Source organism: Bacillus sp. FJAT-53060 (assembly GCF_037104745.1).
Lineage (GTDB): Bacteria > Bacillota > Bacilli > Bacillales > Bacillaceae > Bacillus > Bacillus stratosphericus_B.
Genome location: NZ_JBAWSW010000014.1, coordinates 25549 through 51218, shown reverse-complemented (window position 1 = coordinate 51218; position 25670 = coordinate 25549). Strand labels below are relative to the sequence as shown.

Annotated in this window: 23 protein-coding genes, 1 tRNA gene, 1 pseudogene and 1 other annotated feature; of the genes and pseudogenes, 24 read left to right on the top strand and 1 reads right to left on the bottom strand. The window is 41.9% G+C overall.

Going from position 1 to position 25670, the window contains the following annotated elements; genetic code table 11:
- Positions 1 to 82 precede the first annotated feature (82 nt).
- The 12 genes and pseudogenes from WAX46_RS07510 (at position 83) to WAX46_RS07455 (ending at position 8863) form a co-directional block, all read left to right on the top strand.
- Positions 83 to 1144, top strand: a complete 1062-nt coding sequence (locus tag WAX46_RS07510; protein WP_336493578.1) for a GerMN domain-containing protein — start codon at positions 83 to 85, stop codon at positions 1142 to 1144.
- A gap of 150 nt (positions 1145 to 1294) precedes the next feature.
- A complete protein-coding gene (rph, locus tag WAX46_RS07505) occupies positions 1295 to 2023 on the top strand; it encodes a ribonuclease PH (protein ID WP_336493577.1) in 729 nt (242 codons plus the stop codon).
- A gap of 10 nt (positions 2024 to 2033) precedes the next feature.
- Entirely contained in the window at positions 2034 to 2636 is a 603-nt protein-coding gene (locus WAX46_RS07500; RefSeq protein ID WP_226569046.1) for an XTP/dITP diphosphatase, read from the top strand.
- Positions 2637 to 2650: 14 nt separating this feature from the next.
- The gene (locus WAX46_RS07495; protein WP_226569048.1) at positions 2651 to 3175 is read left to right on the top strand and encodes a YfcE family phosphodiesterase; all 525 of its coding nucleotides are present in this window, start codon (positions 2651 to 2653) and stop codon (positions 3173 to 3175) included.
- Positions 3176 to 3295: 120 nt separating this feature from the next.
- A tRNA-Arg gene (locus tag WAX46_RS07490) sits at positions 3296 to 3369 on the top strand.
- 364 nt (positions 3370 to 3733) lie between these two features.
- Positions 3734 to 4114 (top strand): annotated as a pseudogene (locus WAX46_RS07485) (transposase); the annotation flags it as partial.
- Positions 4115 to 4422: 308 nt separating this feature from the next.
- The gene (locus WAX46_RS07480) at positions 4423 to 4566 is read left to right on the top strand and encodes a teichoic acid D-Ala incorporation-associated protein DltX (RefSeq protein ID WP_226568828.1); all 144 of its coding nucleotides are present in this window, start codon (positions 4423 to 4425) and stop codon (positions 4564 to 4566) included.
- A gap of 14 nt (positions 4567 to 4580) precedes the next feature.
- On the top strand, positions 4581 to 6086 hold the full coding sequence (gene dltA / locus WAX46_RS07475; RefSeq protein ID WP_336493576.1) for a D-alanine--poly(phosphoribitol) ligase subunit DltA: 1506 nt from the start codon (positions 4581 to 4583) through the stop codon (positions 6084 to 6086).
- The gene (gene dltB, locus WAX46_RS07470; RefSeq protein ID WP_336493575.1) at positions 6083 to 7267 is read left to right on the top strand and encodes a D-alanyl-lipoteichoic acid biosynthesis protein DltB; all 1185 of its coding nucleotides are present in this window, start codon (positions 6083 to 6085) and stop codon (positions 7265 to 7267) included. Before dltA ends, dltB begins: the two co-directional genes overlap by 4 nt.
- 21 nt (positions 7268 to 7288) lie before the next feature.
- Positions 7289 to 7525, top strand: coding sequence for a D-alanine--poly(phosphoribitol) ligase subunit 2 (dltC, locus tag WAX46_RS07465; protein WP_226568822.1), 237 nt, complete (start codon positions 7289 to 7291; stop codon positions 7523 to 7525).
- Entirely contained in the window at positions 7525 to 8691 is a 1167-nt protein-coding gene (gene dltD, locus WAX46_RS07460) for a D-alanyl-lipoteichoic acid biosynthesis protein DltD (RefSeq protein ID WP_336493574.1), read from the top strand. Before dltC ends, dltD begins: the two co-directional genes overlap by 1 nt.
- Positions 8692 to 8734: 43 nt before the next feature.
- Positions 8735 to 8863, top strand: coding sequence for a hypothetical protein (locus WAX46_RS07455; protein WP_264188744.1), 129 nt, complete (start codon positions 8735 to 8737; stop codon positions 8861 to 8863).
- Positions 8864 to 8895: 32 nt separating this feature from the next.
- Here WAX46_RS07455 and WAX46_RS07450 read toward each other — a convergent pair whose 3' ends face one another.
- Complete coding sequence (locus tag WAX46_RS07450) at positions 8896 to 9939, bottom strand: lactonase family protein (protein ID WP_336493573.1); 1044 nt, start codon at positions 9937 to 9939, stop codon at positions 8896 to 8898.
- Positions 9940 to 10356: 417 nt separating this feature from the next.
- Between WAX46_RS07450 and ilvE the strand changes: the two genes are divergently transcribed.
- The 12 genes from ilvE (at position 10357) to lonB (ending at position 25627) form a co-directional block, all read left to right on the top strand.
- Positions 10357 to 11271 carry a branched-chain-amino-acid transaminase gene (ilvE, locus tag WAX46_RS07445; RefSeq protein ID WP_226568815.1) on the top strand — a complete coding sequence of 305 codons (915 nt, stop codon included), beginning with the start codon at positions 10357 to 10359 and terminating at the stop codon, positions 11269 to 11271.
- Positions 11272 to 11279: 8 nt separating this feature from the next.
- Positions 11280 to 11527, top strand: a binding site (T-box leader).
- 122 nt (positions 11528 to 11649) lie between these two features.
- Complete coding sequence (gene ilvB / locus WAX46_RS07440) at positions 11650 to 13374, top strand: acetolactate synthase large subunit (protein ID WP_226568813.1); 1725 nt, start codon at positions 11650 to 11652, stop codon at positions 13372 to 13374.
- On the top strand, positions 13371 to 13889 hold the full coding sequence (gene ilvN / locus WAX46_RS07435) for an acetolactate synthase small subunit (RefSeq protein ID WP_226568811.1): 519 nt from the start codon (positions 13371 to 13373) through the stop codon (positions 13887 to 13889). The genes ilvB and ilvN overlap by 4 nt, the downstream gene beginning before the upstream one ends.
- An 18-nt stretch (positions 13890 to 13907) precedes the next feature.
- Positions 13908 to 14936 (top strand): ketol-acid reductoisomerase, encoded by a 1029-nt coding sequence (ilvC, locus tag WAX46_RS07430; protein ID WP_226568809.1) that lies wholly within the window; start codon positions 13908 to 13910, stop codon positions 14934 to 14936.
- The gene (locus WAX46_RS07425) at positions 14923 to 16476 is read left to right on the top strand and encodes a 2-isopropylmalate synthase (RefSeq protein WP_226568807.1); all 1554 of its coding nucleotides are present in this window, start codon (positions 14923 to 14925) and stop codon (positions 16474 to 16476) included. Before ilvC ends, WAX46_RS07425 begins: the two co-directional genes overlap by 14 nt.
- 18 nt (positions 16477 to 16494) lie before the next feature.
- Positions 16495 to 17592 carry a 3-isopropylmalate dehydrogenase gene (gene leuB / locus WAX46_RS07420; protein WP_226568805.1) on the top strand — a complete coding sequence of 366 codons (1098 nt, stop codon included), beginning with the start codon at positions 16495 to 16497 and terminating at the stop codon, positions 17590 to 17592.
- A 42-nt stretch (positions 17593 to 17634) separates the two neighbouring features.
- The gene (gene leuC, locus WAX46_RS07415) at positions 17635 to 19050 is read left to right on the top strand and encodes a 3-isopropylmalate dehydratase large subunit (protein ID WP_226568802.1); all 1416 of its coding nucleotides are present in this window, start codon (positions 17635 to 17637) and stop codon (positions 19048 to 19050) included.
- Between the two features lie 13 nt (positions 19051 to 19063).
- Positions 19064 to 19663: a 3-isopropylmalate dehydratase small subunit gene (gene leuD / locus WAX46_RS07410; protein WP_226568800.1), complete on the top strand. Its 600-nt coding sequence runs from the start codon at positions 19064 to 19066 to the stop codon at positions 19661 to 19663.
- A gap of 127 nt (positions 19664 to 19790) precedes the next feature.
- On the top strand, positions 19791 to 20798 hold the full coding sequence (gene ddcA, locus WAX46_RS07405; protein ID WP_226568798.1) for a DNA damage checkpoint antagonist DdcA: 1008 nt from the start codon (positions 19791 to 19793) through the stop codon (positions 20796 to 20798).
- Positions 20799 to 21038: 240 nt separating this feature from the next.
- A complete protein-coding gene (gene tig / locus WAX46_RS07400) occupies positions 21039 to 22313 on the top strand; it encodes a trigger factor (protein ID WP_226568796.1) in 1275 nt (424 codons plus the stop codon).
- A gap of 251 nt (positions 22314 to 22564) precedes the next feature.
- Positions 22565 to 23830 (top strand): ATP-dependent protease ATP-binding subunit ClpX, encoded by a 1266-nt coding sequence (clpX, locus tag WAX46_RS07395; RefSeq protein ID WP_226568794.1) that lies wholly within the window; start codon positions 22565 to 22567, stop codon positions 23828 to 23830.
- A gap of 135 nt (positions 23831 to 23965) precedes the next feature.
- A complete protein-coding gene (gene lonB / locus WAX46_RS07390; RefSeq protein ID WP_226568791.1) occupies positions 23966 to 25627 on the top strand; it encodes an ATP-dependent protease LonB in 1662 nt (553 codons plus the stop codon).
- Positions 25628 to 25670 lie beyond the last annotated feature (43 nt).

Here is a 25670-nt window from a genome sequence, read left to right as displayed (position 1 = left end):
GGTTATTTTTTTATGAAAAGGGTCTAATTCTCTCAGGGAGCTCGTATACATAGTAGTACAAACTACCAGAGGAGGGTGAAGTATGCTAAAAAAAGGATCTACAGCAGCTGTTACGTGTATCGCGTCAGCCATGCTTTTATCAGGATGTGGATTATTTCAAACAGACCAAGCGAAAACAGAGATTGATCCACCGCAAAATGTCACATATGTGAAAGAAAATAAAGAAGACAAACAAACAGCCAAAGAAGGAAAAGAAGAGAAGCAGGCAGATACGGTTATGAGAGAATTATATTTAATTGATAAAAACGGATATGTCGTGTCTCAATCTATTCCGCTTCCGAAAAACGAAGGAAGTGCCAAACAAACCCTTGAATATCTCGTGGATGGAGGGCCCATTTCCAACCTAATGCCAAATGGATTCAGAGCCGTTTTGCCGGCTGACACGAGCGTATCTGTCGATATTAAAGACGGAACTGCGGTTGTTGATTTTTCAAATGAATTCAAAAACTATAAAAAAGAAGACGAACAGCGGATATTGCAATCTGTCACTTGGACATTAACGCAGTTTGATTCGGTAGCCAAAGTCAAATTGAAGATGAATGGGCATGAATTAAAAGAAATGCCTGTGAACGGCACACCGATCTCAGATGATCTAAGCAGAGAGGATGGCATTAATATTCAGCACGAGGCGGCTGCGGATATGACGGCGACAAAGCCAGTGACCGTTTACTACTTATCTGAATCTGATGAGCAGACCTACTACGTCCCGGTCACAACAAGAGCGCCAAAAGACGAGGATGATCCAATTACAGCAGCCATTGATGAGCTGGTTTCTGGGCCAAGCAAAACAAGCCATTTGCTCACAGACTTTGACCAAGATGTCAAGCTGAATGATGTACCAAAAGTAAAAGACGGTCATGTGACACTTGATTTCAATGAATCCATTTTTGGCAGTGTAGATGAAAAGAAAAAAGTCATTTCACAAAAAGTGCTCGATAGTATTGTCCTCACATTAACAGAGCTGCCGGATGTCAAAAGCGTATCTGTGAAGGTAAACGGAAAGGCAGAGCTTGTGAACGAAAAAGGAGCAGAGCTTACAAAGCCGGTTTCGAGACCAGAACAAGTGAATACAGGTAGTTTTTAACGTCACACATTGATATAATGGAGAAAAAGAGGCATGCCTATTCGCTGCCTCTTTTTTATTCCAAGCGATTAGAACCGGCTGAGGTTGTCAAAGTTATTAAGAGAACCCTGCTGACATCATGCGGAATTTATATCGTAACGGAGGTAAATCATGAGATTAGATGAAAGACAATATGATGAATTAAGAAAAATTGAAATAGAGGCAGGCTACATTACGCATCCAGAAGGCTCTGTCTTAATCTCAGCGGGAAATACTAAGGTGATTTGTAACGCATCAATCGAAGACCGTGTACCTCCTTTTTTAAGAGGAGAAGGAAAAGGCTGGATCACAGCAGAATATAGCATGCTTCCAAGAGCAACAGCGCAAAGAACGATTAGAGAATCTTCTAAAGGAAAAGTCACAGGACGTACAATGGAAATTCAGCGGTTGATTGGACGAGCACTCCGCGCAGTCGTTGACTTAGAAAAGGTTGGGGAGCGCACGATTTGGATTGATTGTGATGTCATTCAAGCAGACGGCGGAACACGGACGGCGTCCATCACAGGTGCTTTTGTTGCCATGACACTTGCGATTCAAAAGCTTCGAGCAGAAGGGGTCATGAAAGAAAATCCAATTACTGATTATTTAGCGGCGATATCCGTGGGAATTGATTCTAAGCAGGGACTTCTGTTAGATTTAAATTATGTAGAAGATTCTTCCGCTGAAGTGGATATGAATGTTATCATGACAGGAGCTGGACGCTTTGTTGAACTTCAAGGAACAGGCGAAGAAGCCACTTTTTCAAGAGAGCAGCTAAACGGACTGCTTGATCTAGCCGAAAAGGGCATTAAGGAATTAATTGAAAAGCAAAAAGCAGTGACAGGAGAAGTCATCGAATAAGCAGAAGGGTTTGATCAGGATGAAAACAGCCATCATCGCAACGCATAATCCGGGTAAAGCGAAAGAATTCAAAGCCATTCTTGAGCAAAAGGGCTTCACGGTCAAAACACTAGTGGATATTGGATTTACGGAAGAGATCGAAGAAACAGGACAAACCTTCGAAGAAAATGCGATGATCAAAGCCGAGTCGATTCAGGCCAAAGCAGGTGAAATGGTGATCGCAGACGATTCTGGTCTTTCAATTGATTATCTTGGCGGGAAACCTGGCGTCTATTCAGCGAGATATGCTGGTGAGCATAAAGACGATGCTGAGAATGTAAGGAAAGTGCTGAGCGAGCTTAAAGGAATTGAAAAAGAAGACCGCACAGCCAGATTCAGATGTGCCCTTGCTGTCAGCATACCAGGCAAAGAAACCCAAACGGTAGAAGGATCAGTAGAAGGCTTCATCGCAGAAGAACCGATTGGTGAAAACGGCTTCGGATACGACCCAATTTTCATCGTCAAAGACAAAGACCAAACGATGGCCCAATTATCACCAAATGAGAAAAACAAGATTAGCCATCGAGCGGTTGCGCTTCAAAAGCTTTCATCACTTCTAGACGCAAATGAATAAGGGGGAATGAAGCCATGAAGATACTCATCATTAGTGATAGTCATGGACTCACAGACGAACTTCAAACCATTGCCAAACGGTATACAGCTAAGGTAGACATGATGATTCACTGTGGAGATTCAGAACTCGAAACGAACCACCCAGCACTCGAAGGATACAAAGTCGTCAAAGGAAATTGTGACTTTATGGGCGAATTTGAAGAAGAGCTCCTGCTCCCACTTGATGGAGGCGGAAAACTATTTCTTACCCACGGACATCTGCATGGCATCAAACAATCCTTGCTTCAAGTCTACTACCGTGCAGAAGAGCTAGGAGCAGACATTATCTGTTTTGGCCACTCGCACATCCCGGGCAGTGAGCTGTTAAGAGGAAAGCTACTCATCAACCCAGGCAGCGTCCACCTGCCAAGAGTGCGAAAAGAGCGCAGCTATGCTATACTGACACTAGATGGAAGCGAAGCAAACGTACAATTTTACACGGACGAAGGTCTCGCGATACCAGACCTCGAAAACACCGTCACATTGGAAGGTATTTCATAAGGGTGCATCATCTGCTCCTTATGAAAAAACTTTCGAAAAACCGTTGACTTTAAAGAACAATAGTAATATAATAAATCTTGTCGCTGAGGTAATACAGCTTAGCACACTACATAACAACATGTCCCAGTAGCTCAGCAGGATAGAGCAACGGCCTTCTAAGCCGTCGGTCGGGAGTTCGAATCTCTCCTGGGACGTATTTTTTAAGACCCGTTATTGATACGTATTGTGTCCGTTGAATCAAATGATGACATAGACGTTTTGATAGCGGTTTTTTTCGTGTACTTAAGACATGCGTTAGGATGTACGTTGGCCAAAACGGAGGTAATTATCGTTATGGCTCGAAAATTTATAGGCGAAAGGAGTCCGACGGCCAAGCGGACAGTCTCACGGCCATCTCATGACCAGGTACTATCTATCTTACGACGTATGGAAAGATAAGTCGCAAATAAATATTATGCTTCGAGAGATCTCGAGGATGAAAGGATACGGAAAGGATAAACAATCTTTATACTTTTCTGATTTCACCGTTTTCCCCGAAGTATAAATGAAGACGGGCGGGGTGGTTGCCTCTCTTATCGGATAACGACTAGAGAGGGATATAAGCAATATGCGTCTGATTCAGAGATATGTAAGTCCTGCTCGTTTCTAGATAATTGTACACACAGTCAAAATCACACTAAACAGATTTATCGTCATATTTGGCAGGACTACTTAGATGAAGCAGACCATCTCAGACACACCGAAATGAATAAGAACATCTACGCAAAACGTAAAGAAACGATTGAACGCGTTTTTGCGGATGCAAAAGAAAAGCATGGTATGCGTTGGACGAAACTTCGTGGACTGAAAAAAGTTTCAATGCAGGCGATGCTTACTTTCGCTGCCATGAATCTCAAAAAGCTAGCAAACTGGACATGGAAAGGACCATGTCCAGCGTAAGACAACTGATAAATTTTATCAAAATAAGTGAAAACCCCACTTTTATGTCTACGGTCTGAAGCCATCTAGTCAAACTAGGTGGCTTTTGCAATTATTCGACAGCTTTCACCAATTTTAAGGCAAATTTAAGCTTCATTTTATTTCAAATACATTAAATCTTTGTTACAATAAGACAGCTTTGCCTTAAAGATACGTTCATATATTCGACATCTTTTTTTCATTATTTCTTAAAATCTTTATGTTTCGATATGAAACCTTTGGATGATCCGTACGTCTTTATTAGTGCCAAAAGAAAAGAGGTTATCAATATGATATTCAAAAAGCTATCAGAAAATAAGTCTATAAAATGGATAGGATATACAAGTTTTTACTTACTTATTTTGCTATTAATGTTTTTTGTTTACGGATTCCATACTGCAAATACGGGATCATTCATTTACAACGATTTTTAATTGGAGATTAAACTATGAAACTATTACACGCGATTCATGAATACCAGCAAACGAAACCGACACAGCCAGCATTTGTTTCTCAACATGCTTCGATCACATATGATGAGCTTTGGCGTCTATCAGACCAAATGGCTGGTGCGATTGATGCAGTCGTAGCGGACAGTGCACCTGTCATTGTATACGGTCATATGGAGCCAGAGATGCTGATTTCTTTCTTAGGAAGTGTGAAATCAGGCAGACCTTATATTCCGGTTGACATCTCAATACCTGTCGAGCGTATCGTCTCGATTATTGAAAGTTCAAAAGCCAGTCTATTGATTTGTGCGCATGAACAGGCCGTACCTGATGTGGAAAAACACATTCAGGTGAAGAGTGCGGCAGCGCTTTTAGCACTTGAAAAAGAAGCGCCGCCATCTTCCCATTGGGTTCAAGGTGATGACGTCTTTTATATCATTTATACGTCAGGTAGTACTGGAAAGCCTAAGGGAGTTCAGGTAACAGCCGACAATTTAGAAAGCTTTACAGAGTGGATATGCAGCGACTTCCCAATTGGCGAGGGACGCACCTTCTTAAATCAAGCACCATTTTCTTTTGACTTATCGGTGATGGATCTCTATCCAGCGCTTCAATCAGGTGGGACGCTTTACTGTTTAGTGAAGGATCTCGTCAATAAGCCGAAGGATATGTTTGTAGCACTTGGTCAATCTGACGTTGAGGTGTGGACATCGACACCTTCCTTTGTGCAAATGTGCTTAATGGACCCTTCCTTTACAGGTGAGCTTTTACCGGAACTGAAGGTTTTCCTTTTCTGCGGTGAGGCGCTTCCTGTATCTGTTGCAAGTGCACTCCTTGAGCGATTTCCAAAGGCACAGGTCTTTAATACGTACGGTCCAACTGAAGCAACCGTTGCGATCACATCAATTGAAGTAACGAAGGAGATTGTTGATCAGCACGATTCTTTACCAGTGGGCTATGCCAAACCTGATACAGATATCGTCATTTTAGATGAAGAAGGTAAGACTCTTCTAGATGGAGAAAAAGGGGAAATTGTCATCGTGGGGCCAAGCGTCAGCAAAGGGTACTTAGGTGAACAAGCCTTAACGAATAAAGTGTTCTTTGAATACGAAGGCCACCCTGCGTACCGCACAGGTGACGCAGGTGTGAAACAGGATGGTTTACTTACATGCCACGGCCGTCTTGATTATCAAATTAAGCTGCATGGATACCGGATGGAGCTTGAAGAAATCGAATACCATGTGAGCGAGACGACGTATGTCAATGCTTGTGTGATTGTTCCGTTTCAGCCAAACGGCCATGTGGAGTTCTTAATTGCAGCGATTGTCCCATCAGAGCATTCATTTGAAAAAGAATATCAGCTGACAAGTGCGATTAAGAAAGAAATGGCGGATTCACTGCCTGCATACATGATTCCAAGAAAATTTGTTTATCTTGAGCAGCTGTACATGACGTCAAACGGGAAGGTTGACCGTAAGAGAATCGCGAAAGAGGTTCTTCTATGATTCCGTTTAGTTCATTCTTTTTCTTCATTCTTATTGGTATTCTCCTTTTGCCGACGATGATTCTCGGTCTTCACGGCAAAAGAATGCAGGGATACAACATGTTTGCAACGGTTGTGGCGCTGGCGCTTATTTTCTCAAAAGATGCACATGGCGCCCTGCTGCTCTTCTTGTTCACAGTGTGGCAAGTGCTAATGATCTGCCTGTACCTTGCGTACCGACTAAAGGCGAATCAAGCAACTGTTTTTTATATGGCGGTTGTGGCATCCATTTTGCCGCTTGTGCTGTCAAAAATCTTACCGTTCTTTTTAACTCATCAGCCGCATCACCCGCCGCCAATCAACTGGCTAAGCTTTTTAGGAATCTCCTATTTAACATTTAAAGGTGTTCAGTTAATTATTGAGACGAGAGACGGCTTGATTAAAAAGAAAATCCCGATCCACCGTTTGGTCTATTTCATCGTCTTTTTCCCGACGATTTCATCGGGTCCAATCGATCGATACCGCCGGTTTGAAAAGGATATGGATACACCGCCTGAAAAGGAAGTGTACAGTGACCTCCTATATGCAGGGATTCATAAAATCTTTATTGGCTTCCTATATAAGTTCATAATTGGATATTTGATTCACACGTATATCTTGATGAATATTCATCATATTAGCAGCAGTCACTTTGTTCAGCAGTTAACGTATATGTATGCCTACAGCATGTATTTGTTCTTTGACTTTGCTGGATATACAGCGTTTGCTGTGGGTGTGAGTTATATTATGGGCATTAAATCGCCAGAAAACTTTAATAAACCGTTTATTAGCCGGAACATTAAAGACTTCTGGAATCGCTGGCATATGTCCTTGTCCTTCTGGTTCAGAGACTACGTGTTTATGAGATTTGTGTTCTTTATGACAAAAAAGAAGTGGATCCAAAACCGTATGGCTGTATCAAATATTGGGTACTTTGTCCTCTTTCTATTGATGGGTGCTTGGCATGGACTCGCACTTCAATATATTATTTATGGACTATACCATGCAATTGTCATGTCCAGTTACAATTTATTTGAGAAATGGAATAAAAAACACAAGTGGTGGCCTGATAATAAGGTCACAACCGTTGTGTCGATCATTATTACATTCCATGTGATTTGTTTCGGCTTTTATATCTTTTCAGGAAAACCATTTCACCATTAATCATTAAGGGAGTAGAAAATTATGGAATTTGAAAATGAAGTATATAGTATTATTGCAGAGGTTTGTCAGGAAGACGTTGTGAAAGAAAATCCAGAGATTGCGATTTTTGAAGAAGGCCTTCTTGATTCATTTGGTACAGTAGAATTGCTCATGGCGATTGAAAGACAGCTAGGAATTACTGTTCCGATTACAGAATTCGATCGTGATGTGTGGGATACGCCGAATCACATTGCTGAGAAGCTGGCAGAGATGAAGTAATGAAAAAGCGTTTTTTTGGGCCGCTTATTTTAGCGGCTGTTCTCTTCATTGGTTTTCTTCTTGTACCAAATGCATGGCTCACGCATCTGATCCCAAAAGACAAATTACAAAAGTCAGCTACAGAATTAGATCCAGAGATGTTCCAAGGGCTTTATTTACAAGATGAAATGCTGAAAGATCCGACTTATTTGCCCATCTATGGATCTTCTGAGCTATCACGTTTTGATCCATATCACCCTTCGAATTTCTTTCATGAGAATCCTCAAGGTTTTACACCTTATCTTGTTGGAAAAGGTGGATCGCAATCATTAATTCATGCGATGAACTTCGCAGCGCATATGGATAAATTAAAGGGGAAAAAGCTTGTGTTTATCTTGTCTCCCCAGTGGTTTGTGAAATGGGGATCTGATGAGAATCACTTTGCACCTAACTATTCAGCGCTTCAAGCGCTTGATCTAGCCTATAATAAAGAAATTGATCCAGCTGTAAAAAAAGAGTTGATGAAAAGAATCATGACGTTTAAAGCAGTGAAGAACGACATGGTGATCACAGAGCTTTTTAAAGCAGAGCTTTCTGGGAACAAATTCGCATTTGGCGCACTTTCTCCTGTTGCGAAAATGTATTATGGCATGCTTCAAAAGAAAGACATGTACTATACGATTGGATCGGGGCACGAGCGCAAGCTTCGTCCGTCTCCTTCAGTCAAAGGGAAAACATGGACTGAGCTTGAAAAGGAAGCGAGTGTATTAGGTGCGAAAAAAGCAGGGGACAACCCGTTTTATATCGATCAGAGGCTGTTTGACCGCAAGCTGAAGCCGATCTTGAAAAAGATGAAGGATTCCCGCCAAGATCACTCTTATGCAGAATCACCAGAATACAAAGATTTTCAGCTCATGCTGGATATTTTAAAACAAGCAGGAGCAAAGCCTTTGTTTGTGACGATTCCAGTGAACGGAAAATGGTATGACTACATTGGTTTCCAGAAAGAGGGTCGTATAGGGTATTATGGAAAAATCAATCGCCAAATTCGAGATAATGGGTACGAAGTCGCAGATTTGACTTCACATGAGTATGATCCATATTTCTTTAAAGATACGATTCACGTGTCTTATAAGGGATGGGTGTACATCAATAAGGCGATCGAGAAGTTTTACAAAGAGCAGTAGAATGCAGCGGCTTTCTGCTGCTTTTTGTTTGTCGAATGAGTGAATGTCTTGTATAACTGATGATGATGTAAAAGGAAAAGCAAAAGACAGATTGTCAAAATGGTTCGGTGAAAAAACTGATACGTCTTTGATTGATCCAAAGCTTGAGTATGGCGGTATGCCGTCTGCATAAAGAAAAGCCTCCAAAAACGGAGGCTTTTGTGATTATCCTAAAAATTTCACGCAAACTGGCTGAGGAACGGTGATGTCTGATTGTAAGACAGTGAGTCTTCCTGTTTCCTTGTCGCGTTTGTATAATACAAGGTTGCTAGATTCTTGATTTGATCCGATTAGGAATTCTTCTGTTGGATCAAGCACAAAGTCTCTAGGCCAATTTCCTTCAGATGATGCAATGTCGACAAGACTCAATTGGCCGTCATCGTCTGTTTTAAAAATCGCGATGCTGTCATGTCCGCGATTTCCTGCATAAACAAATTTTCCGTCTGAAGAGACATGAATTGCGCTCCCTTGATTGTTCTCAGTAAAATCACTTGGTATAGTCGCGATGGTTTGGACTTCTTCGAAATGACCATCTTCAAAATAACGAAGCACAATGACCTCTGAACTTATCTCTGTCATCACATACGCCACTGGTTTCGTTGGGTGGAATGTGATATGACGAGGCCCGCTGCTTGGTTTCGTTTCAAATGTATGAATAAGCTTTAGCTCGCCACTTTCTCTCGTATACGTATAAATGCCATCCGTTCCAAGGTCAACAGCCACTGCAAATTTTTCATCTGGTGTCAGACCCATAAAGTGAGTGTGCGGTTTTTCCTGACGGTCTTTGTTAGGTCCAGTACCCTCATGCTGCGCCTGTGACAGCGTGCGGATGACTGAGCCGTTTTCAGCGTCGATTTCATACATCTCAGCTGTTCCTTTATGATAGTTCGCTGTAAAAGCTATTTTCGTTTGACTGTCCACGCTGACGTGACAAGGAGAAGCCCCATCGGCAAGCTCTTGGTTGATGAAACTCAGGGCGCCGGTTTCAGCATTAATTTGATAAGCAGCAAGACCGCCCTGCGATCCTTTTTTCACGACAGCATACACAAACTTTTGAGAGTCTGAGACTGTTAAATATGTTGGGTTTTCAAGTTCAGCAGCTACTTCTACTTGTTCAATCTGCTGCTTGTCCGTATCTAATGTAAAAGAATAGATTCCTTTACTGTCTCCCTTTGTATACGTTCCGATATAACCTCTGATGTTAGCCATGTATTGCCCTCCTTTTATAAGATGCTCTCATTCTATCATAAATTCATAGGAAAACGTTTTAGAAAGGCATACCGAAGGACAAAAGCGGTGAAATCTGACAACGTTCATCAAAAAGAATTTGATAAAGTATCACAAAAGTTTGTTCAAATGAAAACCGTTCATGTAAAGTAAATAAATTGAAGAAAAAATACAAAAAATTTTAAGTTTTTTCATTCCTTGTCTAGCAAAGGTGTAAGCGTATACATTTTATTTTGATTAGTCTAAATTGTCTAATAATTTTAAAAATACTGTTGACACTGTATGGAAAGCGGCGTAAGATGGGTTCAACAAAAGTTAAACAAACACGCAGAGCAAGCGTGAGACACTCCAAAAAAGTGTCAACTACTTTTTGTTTGAAAGAGAGGGTGCTCACTGAAAATGGAAGACCAAAAGGAACAGTGGATCTTTTTAAACGATGAACTCGTGAAAAAAGAGGATGCGAAAATTTCAGTTTATGATCATGGCTTCTTATATGGTGACGGTGTTTTCGAAGGAATCCGCGTGTATAACGGAAATATCTTCCGAATGAAAGAGCATTTAGATCGTCTATATGATTCCGCCAGGTCCATTATGCTGAACATTCCATATTCACTTGAGGAACTTACGGAAAAAATGATTCATACAGTTGAAAGGAACAACCTAAAGGATGCCTATATCCGCATTGTCGTCTCAAGAGGAGTAGGTGATCTTGGTTTAGATCCAAACAACTGCGGGAGAGCCAACATAGTGATTATTGTAGAACCGCTGGCCATCTTTCCAAAGCACCTATATGAAACGGGTATTGATATTGTGACAGTACCGACGAGACGAAATCGTCCTGATGTACTTAGTCCAAAAGTGAAATCATTAAACTATTTGAATAATATTCTTGTCCGGATCGAAGCCCATATGGCCGGTGTGAGTGAAGCGCTGATGCTAAACGATCAAGGGTACGTGGCAGAAGGTTCTGCGGACAACGTGTTTATTTATAAAAAAGGCAAGTTTTATACACCGCCAGGTTATATCGGCGCTCTTGAAGGCATTACACGAAATGCCATCATGGAGATTGCAGAAGACTTAGGCTACGAAGTGAAAGAAGAGCCATTCACAAGACATGATGTGTATACAGCAGAAGAGGTCTTCCTGACAGGAACCGCTGCCGAAGTCATTGCCGTTGTAAAGGTTGACGGCCGTACAATCGGTGAAGGAAAACCTGGGTTTCACACAAACAAACTTCTTGAACAATTCCGCAAGCGAGTGGTTGAAGAAGGAGAAAAAGTAGTCTTTACAGATGAAAACATTCACGCAAGCTAAATAGATATTGATAAACGTTGAAGAGGACTAGTAGATTTAGAGTCAGTATCTACAGAGAGCCGGTGCTAGCTGGAAACCGGTGTTACTTTCTAAAGTGAACTCACCTCTGAGTGTCTGCTTGAAATGATAGTAGGGCAGGTCGAGTGACATTGTTTCACTCGTTACCAAAATGGATGAAAGATGTCCGTGAGACGGCAGCATGATTTGCCGTGAACAAGGGTGGTACCGCGAAAAACAAAGCTTTTTCGCCCCTTTGACCTAGTGAAAAGTAGTGTCATTGTGGGGTGAGAAGGCTTTTTTATATGGTCTCATATCTCGATCTTGAATAGAAAAGGTTGAAAGGACTTGACTGAAGTAAGACAAAGAGGAGGAAATTAAATGGGGACAAATGTACAAGTGGAGATGGAAAAATCAAAAGCACCACAAACAATGAACGGTGCACTCATGTTAATTGAAGCACTCAAAAGAGAAAAAGTAGAAGTCATTTTCGGATATCCAGGCGGAGCAGTTTTACCGATCTACGATAAAATTTACGATTCTGGTTTATTTCATGTCCTGCCAAGGCATGAGCAAGGAGCCATTCATGCAGCAGAAGGGTACGCAAGAGTATCTGGTAAACCGGGCGTTGTCATTGCAACGTCAGGACCTGGCGCTACAAACCTTGTCACAGGAATTGCAGATGCGATGATTGATTCACTGCCTCTTGTCGTAATTACAGGGCAGGTGGCAACCTCGGTTATTGGATCGGATGCTTTCCAAGAAGCAGATGTGCTTGGCATCACAATGCCGATTACAAAGCACAGCTATCAAGTCAGACATCCAGAAGATTTGCCAGGTGTCATTAAAGAGGCGTTTCATATCGCAACAACAGGCAGGCCTGGTCCAGTCCTAATTGATATTCCAAAAGATGTTGCGGGCATTGAAGGAACGTTTGAATACGATCAGCCAATCGATTTACCTGGCTATCACCCAAAAATCGAGCCGAACTATTTGCAAATTCGCAAACTAGTAGAAGCTGTGAGCAGAGCAAAGAAACCAGTCATTCTAGCAGGAGCTGGTGTTCTTCATGGCAAAGCGTCGGAAGAATTAAGAAAATATGCTGAGCAGCAGCAAATTCCGGTAGCTCATACGCTGTTAGGACTTGGCGGATTCCCAGCAAAGCATCCTCTTTTCCTTGGGATGGCTGGCATGCACGGCACATATGCGGCGAACATGGCCCTTCATCAATGTGACCTGCTCATTTCAATTGGAGCTAGATTTGATGACAGGGTAACAGGAAATCTCAATCATTTTGCGAAACATGCGAAGGTGGCTCATATTGACATCGATCCAGCGGAAATCGGAAAGAACATTCACACCCATATCCCAGTTGTAGGAGACAGTAAGCTAGTGCTTGAAGAGCTGATCAAGCAAGAAGGGAAGCAAGGGGAATCAGACGAGTGGAAGAGCCAATTAAATCAGTGGAAGGAAGAATATCCACTCTGGTACGTCGAAAACGAAGAAGAAGGCTTTAAGCCTCAAAAGCTGATCGAATACATTTATCACTTCACAAAAGGTGAAGCTATTGTGGCAACAGATGTCGGACAGCACCAAATGTGGGCTGCTCAGTTCTACCCATTTGAAAATGCAGATAAGTGGGTGACATCTGGTGGGCTTGGCACAATGGGTTTTGGTTTACCCGCAGCCATTGGCGCACAGCTAGCTGATCAAGAGGCAACCGTTGTGGCGATATTAGGAGACGGAGGCTTCCAAATGACCTTACAAGAACTTGCCGTTATCCGTGAGCTGAACCTTCCAGTCAAAGTGATTGTTCTGAATAATCATAGTCTTGGAATGGTAAGACAATGGCAAGAAATTTTCTACGAAGAACGTTACTCGCATTCTAAATTTTCAGAGCAGCCAGACTTCGTGAAACTATCTGAATCTTACGGCATTAAAGGGATCAGAATCTCATCAGACGAAGAGGCGAAAGAAAAGCTTGAAGAAGCGCTAACCTCTAGAGAGCCTGTATTCATTGATGTCAATGTAGCAAGAGATGAAAAAGTATTCCCGATGGTAGCACCGGGGAAAGGACTTCATGAGATGGTGGGGGTGAAACCTTGAAAAGCATAATTGTTTTGACTGTATTAAATCGATCAGGCGTACTGAACCGAATCACAGGCCTTTTTACAAAAAGACACTATAACATTGAAAGCATTACGGTCGGCCATTCTGAGATTCAAGATGTATCACGCATCACGTTCGTCGTCCATGTAGATCAAGAGAAAGACATCGAACAGCTGACAAAACAGTTGAACAAACAAATTGATGTCCTCAAAGTAACAGATATTACAAACCAATCAATCGTTCAGCGAGAGCTGGCTTTGATAAAAGTCGTTTCTGCACCAGCATCTAGAATGGAAATCACAGGGGTCATTGAACCGTTTAGAGCTTCTATTGTAGATGTGAGCAGAGAGAGTGTCGTCATTCAGGTGACAGGTGAGTCTTCAAAAATTGAAGCACTCATTGAATTACTCAAGCCATACGGCATTAAAGAAATCGCCAGAACTGGCACAACGGCCTTTGCGAGAGATAATCAGCAAAAGCCGCAAACAAATAAAACAATTTCAATTGTCTAAACAAAAGGAGAGAGTCAAATGGTAAAAGTATATTATAACGGGGATATTCAAGAAAACGTATTAAATGGTCAAAAGGTTGCAATCATTGGTTACGGATCACAAGGTCATGCACATGCACTGAATTTAAAAGAAAGCGGCTTAGATGTCATTGTCGGTGTGAGAAAAGGTGGATCTTATACAAAAGCACAAGCAGACGGCCATCAAGTTTTCACAGTAAAAGAAGCTGCAGCACAAGCAGACGTCGTCATGGTATTACTTCCAGATGAGCAGCAAAAGAAAGTATATGACGAAGAAATCAAAGATCAATTAGAAGCAGGCAACTCACTTGTATTCGCACACGGATTTAACGTCCATTTTCATCAAATTGTTCCTCCAAGTGACGTAGATGTATATCTTGTTGCTCCAAAAGGTCCAGGACATCTTGTGAGAAGAACATATGAGCAAGGCGCTGGTGTACCTGCACTATTTGCCATCTACCAAGATGTATCTGGTCAAGCGAAAGACAAAGCACTTGCTTATGCGAAAGCAATTGGCGGAGCAAGAGCTGGCGTACTTGAAACGACATTTAAAGAAGAAACAGAAACGGATCTATTCGGAGAGCAAGCAGTTCTTTGTGGAGGTCTTACTTCATTAGTGAAAGCAGGATTCGAGACATTAACAGAAGCTGGTTATCAGCCAGAGCTTGCATACTTCGAGTGTTTACATGAGCTAAAGCTGATCGTTGACCTTATGTATGAAGAAGGACTAGAAGGCATGAGATATTCAATCTCTGATACTGCACAATGGGGTGACTTCGTATCAGGACCACGCATTGTGGATGAAAAAGTAAAAGAATCAATGAAAGCAGTCTTGACTGACATTCAAAATGGAACATTTGCAAAAGAATGGATTGTTGAAAACCAAGTGAATCGTCCACGCTTCAACGCCATCAATGCAAGTGAAAGTGAGCACCAAATTGAAATCGTTGGAAGAAAGCTTCGTGAAATGATGCCTTTCGTCAAACAAGGAAAGAAAAAGGAAGCGGTGAGCGTCGGTGCGGAAAATTAATTTTTTTGACACAACACTTCGAGATGGAGAGCAATCACCAGGAGTGAACTTAAATGCACAAGAAAAGCTAATCATTGCAAAACAGCTTGAGCGCCTTGGGGTTAATATCATTGAAGCGGGTTTTCCCGCTTCATCCCGAGGGGATTTCTTAGGCGTACAAGAAATTGCAAGAACCATCAAAAACTGTTCAGTTGCAGGTCTTGCACGATGTGTGAAAGGTGACATTGATGCTGCGTGGGACGCATTAAAGGATGGGGCTAAACCAAGAATTCACGTCTTTATTGCGACTTCTGACATTCACCTTAATCATAAACTAAAGAAAACACGTGAGGAAGTTGTAGAACAGGCTGTCTCAATGGTGAAATACGCAAAAGAACGCTTTCCAGTTGTTCAGTGGTCAGCAGAAGATGCGTGCCGTACAGATCTTGCTTTCTTAGCAGAAATTGTAGAGAAAGTCATTGACGCTGGGGCAAGTGTCATTAATTTACCTGATACAGTTGGATACCTAGCGCCAAAAGAGTACGGAAATATCTTTAAATATATGAAGGAACACGTTCCAAATATCGATCGCGTGAATTTGTCGGCGCACTGCCACGATGACCTTGGCATGGCTGTCGCAAACTCACTTGCAGCAATCGAAAATGGAGCAGATCAAATCGAAACAGCTGTCAATGGTATTGGAGAACGCGCAGGGAATGCTGCTTTAGAAGAAATTGCTGTTGCCCTTCATATTCGAAAAGATTTTTATCAGGTCGAATCAACGATTCAATTGAATGAAATTAAGCGTACAAGTGATATAGTGAGCAAATACTCAGGTATGATTGTCCCGCGCAATAAAGCAGTCGTCGGAAACAACGCTTTTGCACATGAATCAGGTATTCACCAAGATGGTTTCCTCAAAGAAAAGACAACCTATGAAATTATTTCTCCAGAGCTTGTTGGTGTCACAACAGATGTGCTTGTCCTTGGAAAACACTCCGGAAGACATGCGTTTAAAGACCGCTTGAAAACACTAGGCTTTAAACTAACTGAAGAAGAAATCAATAAGTTCTTCGAGACATTCAAGAACTTAACAGAGAAGAAGAAGGAAATCACGGATGATGATTTGATCTCTATTATATTAGAAGAAAAAGTAGCAGACCGTAAAATCGGCTATGAATTTGAAAGCCTTCAAGTCCACTATGGGACAGAACAAATGCCAACGGCGACGGTTTCTCTTAAAAATCAAGAAACGCAGGAAGTCATTCAAGAAGCAGCTACAGGTGCTGGCAGTGTAGAAGCTGTGTACAACACGCTTGAGCGCTGTATGGAGGAAAGAATTCATTTGCTAGACTACCGTATTCAATCAAATGGAAAAGGCAGAGATGCGCTAGCGGAAGTATATGTCACTGTTTCAATAGAAGGAAAAGAAACAGCAGGACGCAGTGTAGCGCAAGATGTGCTAGAAGCATCGGCTAAAGCTTACGTCAATGCAGTGAACAGGCATTTAATTTTTAAATCAAATCTAATAGAAATTGAGAAACATCATGCCATCTCATAGGAAAGGAGGAAGGTACTCATGAAAAAGAAAATTGCACTTTTGCCCGGCGATGGAATCGGACCGGAAGTCTTAACATCAGCGGTCGCTGTCCTGCAAGAGACAGCCGCTCAATTTCAACACGAATTTGAATTCGAAACAGCCCTTATTGGCGGTATAGCGATAGACGAAAAAAACAATCCGCTCCCTAAGGAAACAGTAGAAGTGTGCAAAAGCGCAGATGCGATTTTATTAGGAGCAGTTGGCGGGCCGAAGTGGGATCAAAACCCCCCAGAACTTCGCCCTGAAAAAGGCTTGCTTGCCATTCGCAAGCAGCTGGACTTATTTGCAAACATTCGTCCTGTCAAAGTATTCGATAGCTTGAGCGAGGCTTCACCCCTAAAACAAGATCACATTAGCGGTGTAGATTTCGTCATTGTTCGTGAATTAACAGGAGGCCTCTATTTTGGTGAACCAAGTGAGCGCTATACGGATGATGAAGGAAAAGAAGCTGCGGTTGATACGCTTCTTTATACAAAGGAAGAGATTGTTCGTGTATTAAAAGAAGCGTTCGACATGGCGTTAACGAGACGGAAAAAAGTAACGTCTGTGGATAAAGCGAATGTTCTCGCTTCTAGTAAACTATGGCGGGAAGCGGTAGAAGAAGTTGCATCCCAATATCCAGATGTCGCATATGAGCACATGCTCGTAGATAACGCCGCCATGCAGCTTATTTATAAGCCCGCTCAATTTGATGTCATCGTGACAGAGAATATGTTTGGCGACATTTTAAGTGACGAAGCATCTATGATTACTGGCTCACTCGGTATGTTGCCATCTGCTAGTCTATCAAGCACAGGACTTCATTTATATGAACCAATTCATGGTTCAGCACCCGATATTGCGGGGCAAAATGTCGCAAACCCTCTGGCAACCATTTTGTCAGCAGCCAGCTTGCTTAGAACATCCTTTGCATTAGAAGATGAAGCGGCTGCAATAGAAGAAGCTGTGGAAGCCGTTCTTGCCTCTGGCAAACGAACAAAGGACCTAGCATCAAAAAAGGGAACGTATGAAACGACTGATGATATCACGAAAGTAGTTGTAGACGCACTCAAACAACGTGCGAAAACAATTGTATAAAAAGACATTTTGTTGAATTAGGTAGAGGGAGGAAAAAGGGTTATGCCTCGAACAATCATCGAAAAAATATGGGATCAGCATGTTGTCAAAAATGGCGAGGGAAAACCAGACCTTTTATATATTGATCTGCACTTGGTGCATGAAGTGACGTCACCTCAAGCATTTGAAGGATTAAGACAAAAAGGACGCAAGGTGAGAAGACCTCAAAACACATTTGCGACGATGGACCACAACATTCCGACTGTGAATCGATTTGTGATCAAAGATGAGATTGCGAAGAAGCAAGTCAGTGCTCTAGAGCGCAACTGTGCTGAATTTGGGGTCCGTCTAGCTGACCTTCACAGTGTAGACCAAGGAATTGTCCATGTCGTTGGACCAGAGCTTGGGTTGACACTTCCGGGGAAAACAATCGTTTGTGGAGATAGTCATACATCCACGCACGGCGCGTTTGGCGCACTTGCCTTCGGGATCGGTACAAGTGAGGTTGAACATGTACTTTCCACACAAACACTTTGGCAGCAGCGTCCGAAAACACTAGAAATTAGAGTAGACGGAAAGCTTCAAAAAGGGGTAACAGCCAAAGATGTCATTTTAGCAGTGATTGGTGCACACGGCGTGAAGTTTGGTTCAGGTTATGTCATTGAATACACTGGGGAAGTATTCAGAAACATGACGATGGATGAGCGGATGACCGTTTGTAATATGTCGATTGAAGCAGGCGCAAGAGCAGGATTGATTGCACCTGACGAAGTGACCTTTGACTATTGTCGAGGACGCAAATATGCGCCGCAGAGCGAAGATTTTGAAGCAGCCATTGAAGAATGGAAAGAACTTAGAACAGATCCTGGTGCAACCTATGATAAAACCATTATTTTAGATGGAAATGAGATTTCACCAATGGTGACATGGGGGATTAATCCAGGAATGGTTTTGCCTGTGGATGCATCGGTCCCAGGTCCTGAGGATTTTGAACAAGAAGATGATCAAAAAGAAGCGCTCCATGCTTACGAATACATGGGGGTTCATCCGCATCAGCGTATTGAAGACATTACGATTGAGCATGTCTTTATCGGCTCATGTACGAACTCAAGAATGACTGATTTACGTCAAGCAGCTTCTATAATTGAAGGACAGAAAGTAGCTGATCATGTCAGAGCGATTGTGGTGCCTGGCTCTCAAAGTGTCAAACTGCAAGCAGAAGAAGAAGGTCTTCATGAAGTTTTCCTTGAAGCAGGCTTTGAATGGAGAGAATCAGGCTGCAGTATGTGTTTGAGTATGAACAACGATGTGGTGCCAGAAGGCGAACGCTGCGCGTCTACGTCAAACCGTAACTTTGAAGGGCGTCAAGGGAAGGGGGCAAGAACGCATCTTGTCAGCCCGGCAATGGCTGCAATGGCTGCGATACATGGCCGATTTGTCGATGTCAGGAAGTTTAATCAAGAGAAAACAGTCGTGTAAGGAGTTGTCATAGATGGAGCCTTTAGTCACTCATAAAGGAAAAGCCGCTGTGCTTAACCGTATTAATGTAGATACAGATCAAATTATTCCGAAGCAATTTTTGAAAAGAATTGAACGAACAGGATATGGCCAGTTTGCCTTTTTTGACTGGCGATATTTAGCGTATGGAAGGCCAAATCCTGATTTTGAGCTGAATCATCCAATATATGAAGGAGCATCTATTTTGATCGCAGGAGAAAATTTTGGCTGCGGATCATCTAGGGAACATGCGCCTTGGGCGCTTAATGATTATGGTTTCAAAATTATCATCGCTCCATCATTTGCAGATATCTTTCATCAAAACTGCTTTAAAAATGGAATGCTTCCAATCCGTCTTGATTATGATGTGTGGAAAACGTTCGTTTCGTCATATGAGAACAAAGGATATGAGATGACGGTTGATTTAGAAAAGCAGCAAATTCAAGACCAAGATGGGAATATCACCCCTTTTGAAGTAGATCCTCATTGGAGAGAAATGCTCCTGAATGGCTATGATGAGATCTCATTAACATTATTACTAGAAGATGACATTCAAGCATTTGAAGAAAAGCGCAGCAGCTGGCTGCGTGCATAAACAACGAGAAGCCGTCCGCCCGAGCTGTGACGGTTTCTTTTTTTTGCATGAAAGCCTCTCGTTACTTGTGTTTACTAACCTTCGTTGGTAAACTGATTAAAAATATGCGCCTGAAAGGAACGTAAGCATGAAACATGACAAGAAGAAAGATAATGTCATTTTGTTTCCTGGTCTGAAAGAAAGACTGATTGAAAAAGGAATGGCAGCATTAAAAGATAAACATTATCAAGAGGCACTTCACTTATTTTCAGAAGCGAAATCTTATGATGACGATGAAGAATCCGATATTCATCTCGGCATGGCAATTTGTTTTCTAGAGCTAGGCGAGCTACAGGATGCAAAGCGTGTTTGCGTAAAGATGTTAAATGAAGGATATGGTCACTATTTCACAGTGCTTCAAGTATATATGACCATCTTAATTCAACTGAAAGAATATGAGGAAGTCAAACAAACGATTGAGGCTGTACTCGAGGAGAATCACCTTCCAGCCGAAAGCGCGGAGCATTTTTATAAGCTACTCGAATTTAGCAGAAAGATGATTGAATCGCCAGAACAGATTTTAGACGAAGACGAGAGTGATAGCGATGAAATCAATATAGATGATATGCTAGAGCGGCCAGAAGAGCAGGTGCAGTTTATCCATTCATTGAAAGACCGCAATATTTCACCACACATGGGTTTATTAAATACGATCTTACAGAAACCTGACGGAAACCCTTTGGTCAAATCATTGATCTTGCAGCTTCTATCAGATCATGATGTGGCAAAGCCGGTTCATGTGACAAAATTCGGTGATTCTTTAACGCTGGTTCCTTCGGAGGCTGTAAAGCCAGAGCAGGTGCCGCTTCTTCAGCAGGTACTGCGTTTGCTCGATGACACCCTTGGAAATGAAAACCCAACTCTTTATCAAGGGGTGGAAGAGTTATGGCGCAGGCACTTATTTGTGCTTTACCCATTCCTTCCTAAATACACAGATCCGAATCTTTGGGCAGCGGCACTACATAAAGTGGGCTATGAAATGCATGGGATCGAGATTGACCTCGAAGAAGTGCATCTATTGTATGATTTTAACGAACGAGAGTTGAGAGAAGCTTGTACAATGCTGAAAGATATTGAAGAAATTTCTTATTTGTAATTTGTCGATTTAGTTGAAAGACGGACTTGTTATGTTATAATATAATGGTTGTATTTGTGCTTATATAGTGCAGTTGTACGATTCCAACGGTTGAAAGACGATATGTATAATCAAGTTAAATGTTGTATACATAATACCGATTCTTTAGCGGAGTGCGTGGTTTTTGATTGGACGAAGTCTTTAAGATGCTTTAGAATGTAACAACGCACAATCTGAATAGATTTTTGGAGGGAAACACACATGTCAGTAAAATGGGAAAAACAAGAAGGTAACGAAGGTATCTTAACTGTAGAAGTTGACGCTGAAACATTTAACAAAGCACTTGATAATGCATTTAAGAAAGTTGTCAAGCAAGTATCTATCCCTGGATTTCGTAAAGGGAAAGTACCGCGTGGTCTTTTCGAGCAACGCTTTGGTGTAGAATCTCTTTATCAAGATGCATTAGACATTCTTCTTCCGGTTGAATATCCAAAAGCAATCGACGAAGCTGGTATTGAGCCAGTTGATCGCCCTGAAATCGATGTTGAGAAAATCGAAAAAGGCGAAAGCTTAATCTTCACTGCAAAAATAACAGTTAAGCCTGAAGTGAAACTTGGTGACTACAAAGGTCTAAACGTAGAAAAAGACGAAACATTGGTCACTGATGAAGATGTACAAGAAGAGTTAAAAGCAATGCAAAATCGTCAAGCTGAGCTTGTTGTCAAAGAAGAAGGCGCAATCGAAAACGGGGATACAGTTGTTCTTGATTTTGAAGGGTTCGTTGATGGAGAAGTATTCGAAGGCGGAAACGCTGAGAACTACTCTCTTGAAGTAGGTTCTGGTTCATTCATCCCTGGTTTCGAAGAGCAATTAGTTGGTCTTGAAGCTGGCGCTGAAAAAGACGTAGAAGTGACATTCCCAGAAGAATACCATGCTGAAGACCTTGCAGGTAAACCAGCAGTATTCAAAGTGAAAATTCATGAAATCAAAGCAAAAGAACTTCCAGCACTTGACGATGAGTTCGCTAAAGATGTTGATGAAGAAGTAGAAACTCTTGATGAATTAACTGAAAAAACGAAGAAGCGTCTTGAAGAAGCAAAAGAAAACGAAGCAGAAGGAAAACTTCGTGAAGAGCTAGTTGCGAAAGCTTCTGAAAATGCGGAAGCTGACATCCCACAAGCGATGGTCGACACAGAACTAGACCGCATGATGAAAGAATTCGAACAACGTCTTCAAATGCAAGGAATGAACCTTGAGCTTTACTTCCAATTCTCTGGACAAGATGAAGATACGCTTAAAGAGCAAATGAAAGAAGATGCTACAAAACGCATCAAATCTAATCTAACTCTTGAAGCAATTGCTGCTGCAGAAGAGTTACAAGTGTCTGACGAAGAAGTGGAAGGAGAACTTTCAAAAATGGCTGAAGAATACAACATGCCAGTTGAAAATATCAAACAAGCGATTGGATCTACTGACGCAATGAAAGGAGATCTAAAAGTTCGTAAAGCAATTGATTTTCTTGTAGAAAACCGTTAATATGGTGCATAATAATAAAACAGGGCGCGAGTGACTCGTGCCTTGTTTTGTACAATTTTTGACTTATCATTGCTTTTTTTGGAAACGATAGTGTAAGTCACATCTTTCTGTCATACATATCTCAATGTGCAGCGCTAGAAACACATTATTACCGTCTTTTGGGATAGTATGGTAAAATACATACATACTGGACCCAGAAAGGTAGCTGACTGTTAGCTACAGGGAAGTGAAGAAGAATAAGGGGTGAAAGAATGTTTAAATTCAACGAGGAAAAGGGTCAATTGAAATGCTCGTTTTGCGGAAAAACGCAAGATCAAGTGCGTAAACTGGTCGCAGGACCTGGCGTATATATATGTGATGAATGTATCGAGCTTTGCACGGAAATAGTTGAAGAAGAGCTCGGTACTGAGGAAGAAGTTGAATTCAAGGATGTTCCGAAGCCTCATGAAATTCGGGAGATTCTTGATGAATATGTCATCGGACAAGACAATGCGAAGAAATCCTTAGCTGTAGCGGTCTATAACCACTATAAACGGATCAATTCTAACAGCAAGATTGATGATGTTGAGCTTTCGAAAAGTAACATTTCTATGATTGGACCAACAGGAAGCGGTAAAACATTACTTGCTCAAACACTTGCCCGTATTTTAAATGTTCCATTTGCGATTGCAGATGCAACATCACTAACTGAAGCAGGTTATGTTGGAGAAGACGTAGAGAATATTTTACTTAAGCTCATCCAAGCTGCAGACTATGATGTAGAAAAAGCGGAGAAAGGCATTATCTACATCGATGAGATCGATAAAGTAGCAAGAAAATCAGAAAACCCTTCTATCACTCGTGATGTGTCTGGGGAAGGTGTTCAGCAAGCCCTTTTGAAAATTCTTGAAGGAACAGTCGCTAGTGTACCGCCTCAAGGTGGACGTAAGCACCCTCATCAAGAATTCATTCAAATTGATACAACAAATATCCTCTTCATTTGTGGTGGAGCCTTCGATGGAATTGAGCAAATCATCAAACGCCGCCTAGGGCAAAAAGTCATTGGATTCGGTGCGGAAAACAAAATTGAAGACCTTGAAAAAGAAGTCCTTCTATCAAAAGTACTGCCAGAAGACTTGCTGCGCTTTGGTTTAATTCCAGAATTCATCGGCCGTCTACCGGTTATTGCAAGCTTAGAGCCGTTAGATGAAAAAGCACTTGTTGAAATATTGACGAAGCCTAAAAATGCGCTAGTCAAGCAGTATACAAAAATACTTGAGCTTGACGATGTGGAGCTTGAGTTCGAAGAAGATGCTCTCAGCGAGATTGCGAAAAAAGCAATTGAGCGCAAAACAGGAGCTCGTGGTCTTCGTTCAATCATTGAAGGCATCATGCTTGATGTGATGTTTGACCTTCCATCTCGTGATGATATTGAAAAATGTGTCATCACTGGTACAACGGTTGCTGAAGGTGAGCCGCCTCGTCTTGTTTTGAAGGACGGCACAGTCGTTAATAAAGATACAAAAACATCTGCATAATAGAAGTGACTACTCCTGAATCTTTTTGATTCAGGAGTTTTTTATTTATCGTGGAAGACGTGTTTATTCCGTCCAGCTCTAGGAAATACTAGCAGACAGAAACCAATACATACGATTGATGAAGGAGGGAGCCGATTGAGCTGGACAGGAATCGTACTATTTATTCAGCTGTTCTTTGGTATCGTCATCGGGCTATACTTTTGGAACTTACTGCGAAATCAGCGCACACAAAAGGTGACGATCGACAAAGAATCAAAAAAAGAAATGGAAGCACTCAGAAAGATGCGCTTGATCAAGCTGAGTGAACCTTTATCAGAGAAAGTCCGGCCAAAGGAGTTTCAAGATATTGTAGGACAAGAAGATGGCATTCGAGCACTAAAAGCGGCCCTGTGCGGACCGAATCCACAGCATGTCATCGTCTACGGGCCGCCGGGAATTGGAAAAACAGCCGCTGCCCGTCTTGTCATGGAAGAGGCGAAGCGTCACGCTGATTCACCGTTTAAGAAAGATGCTGTGTTCGTAGAGCTTGATGCCACAACTGCGAGATTCGATGAACGAGGCATTGCAGACCCCTTAATTGGTTCAGTGCATGATCCGATTTATCAAGGAGCAGGGGCAATGGGACAGGCAGGCATTCCGCAGCCAAAACAGGGGGCCGTCACGCATGCTCATGGAGGGGTTCTATTTATCGATGAAATTGGTGAACTGCATCCAATTCAAATGAATAAAATGCTAAAAGTACTCGAGGATCGGAAAGTATTTTTAGACAGTGCCTACTATAGTGAGGAAAATACCCAAATTCCGAATCACATTCATGATATTTTCCAAAATGGGCTGCCGGCTGATTTTAGATTGATTGGAGCCACCACAAGAACGCCAGAGGAAATCCCTCCAGCGATTAGATCAAGATGTTTGGAAATTTTCTTTAAGGATCTTGATCAGCATGAGCTGAAAATAGTTGCTGCTAAGGCTGTCCAAAAAATTCAAAAAGAATTAAGTGACGAGGGGCTAAATCTGTTAACTTCCTATGTAAAAAATGGACGTGAAGCAGTCAATATGGTGCAGATCGCGGCAGGCATGGCTGTCACTGAAAACCGAAAAGACATTACGATAGCTGATGTAGAATGGGTCATTCATTCAAGCCAGCTGACCCCAAGATATGAACAAAAAGTAGCGGAAAAGTCAAAAGTGGGGGTAGTGAATGGTCTTGCCGTTTATGGACCGAACAGCGGCGCCCTGCTTGAAATTGAAGTGAATATATGTAAGGCGCTTGAGAAAGGCAGTATCAATATGACTGGCATTGCAGAAGAAGAAAGCATTGGTAACCAGTCTAAGTCCATCAGACGTAAAAGTATGGCCAAAGGCTCTGTTGAAAATGCATTAACAGTGCTTAGAAACTTAGGCATACGGACAAATGAATATGATATCCATATTAATTTTCCAAGCGGTGCCCCTATTGATGGGCCGTCTGCTGGGATAGCGATGGCAACAGCCATTTTCTCTGCCATTCATCATATCCCGATCGATCATCTGACAGCCATGACGGGTGAGATTGGATTGCAAGGTCAAGTGAAGCCGATCGGCGGTGTGATACCGAAAATTAAGGCAGCCAAACAAGCTGGTGCCAAAACAGTAATCATTCCTTATGACAACCAGCAGTCGATCCTAAAAGAGATTGAAGGCGTCACCATTGTGCCTGTGAAGCACTTCCAAGAGGTGCTGGATCAGTGTTTGGTGAATCCACCAGACGAGAAGAAAGATGGACTAGAAGACGAAATGAAAAGAAAATCTGTTTAATCCCCATCATAATATGGGGATTTTTTAGTGAAATAGATCTTTT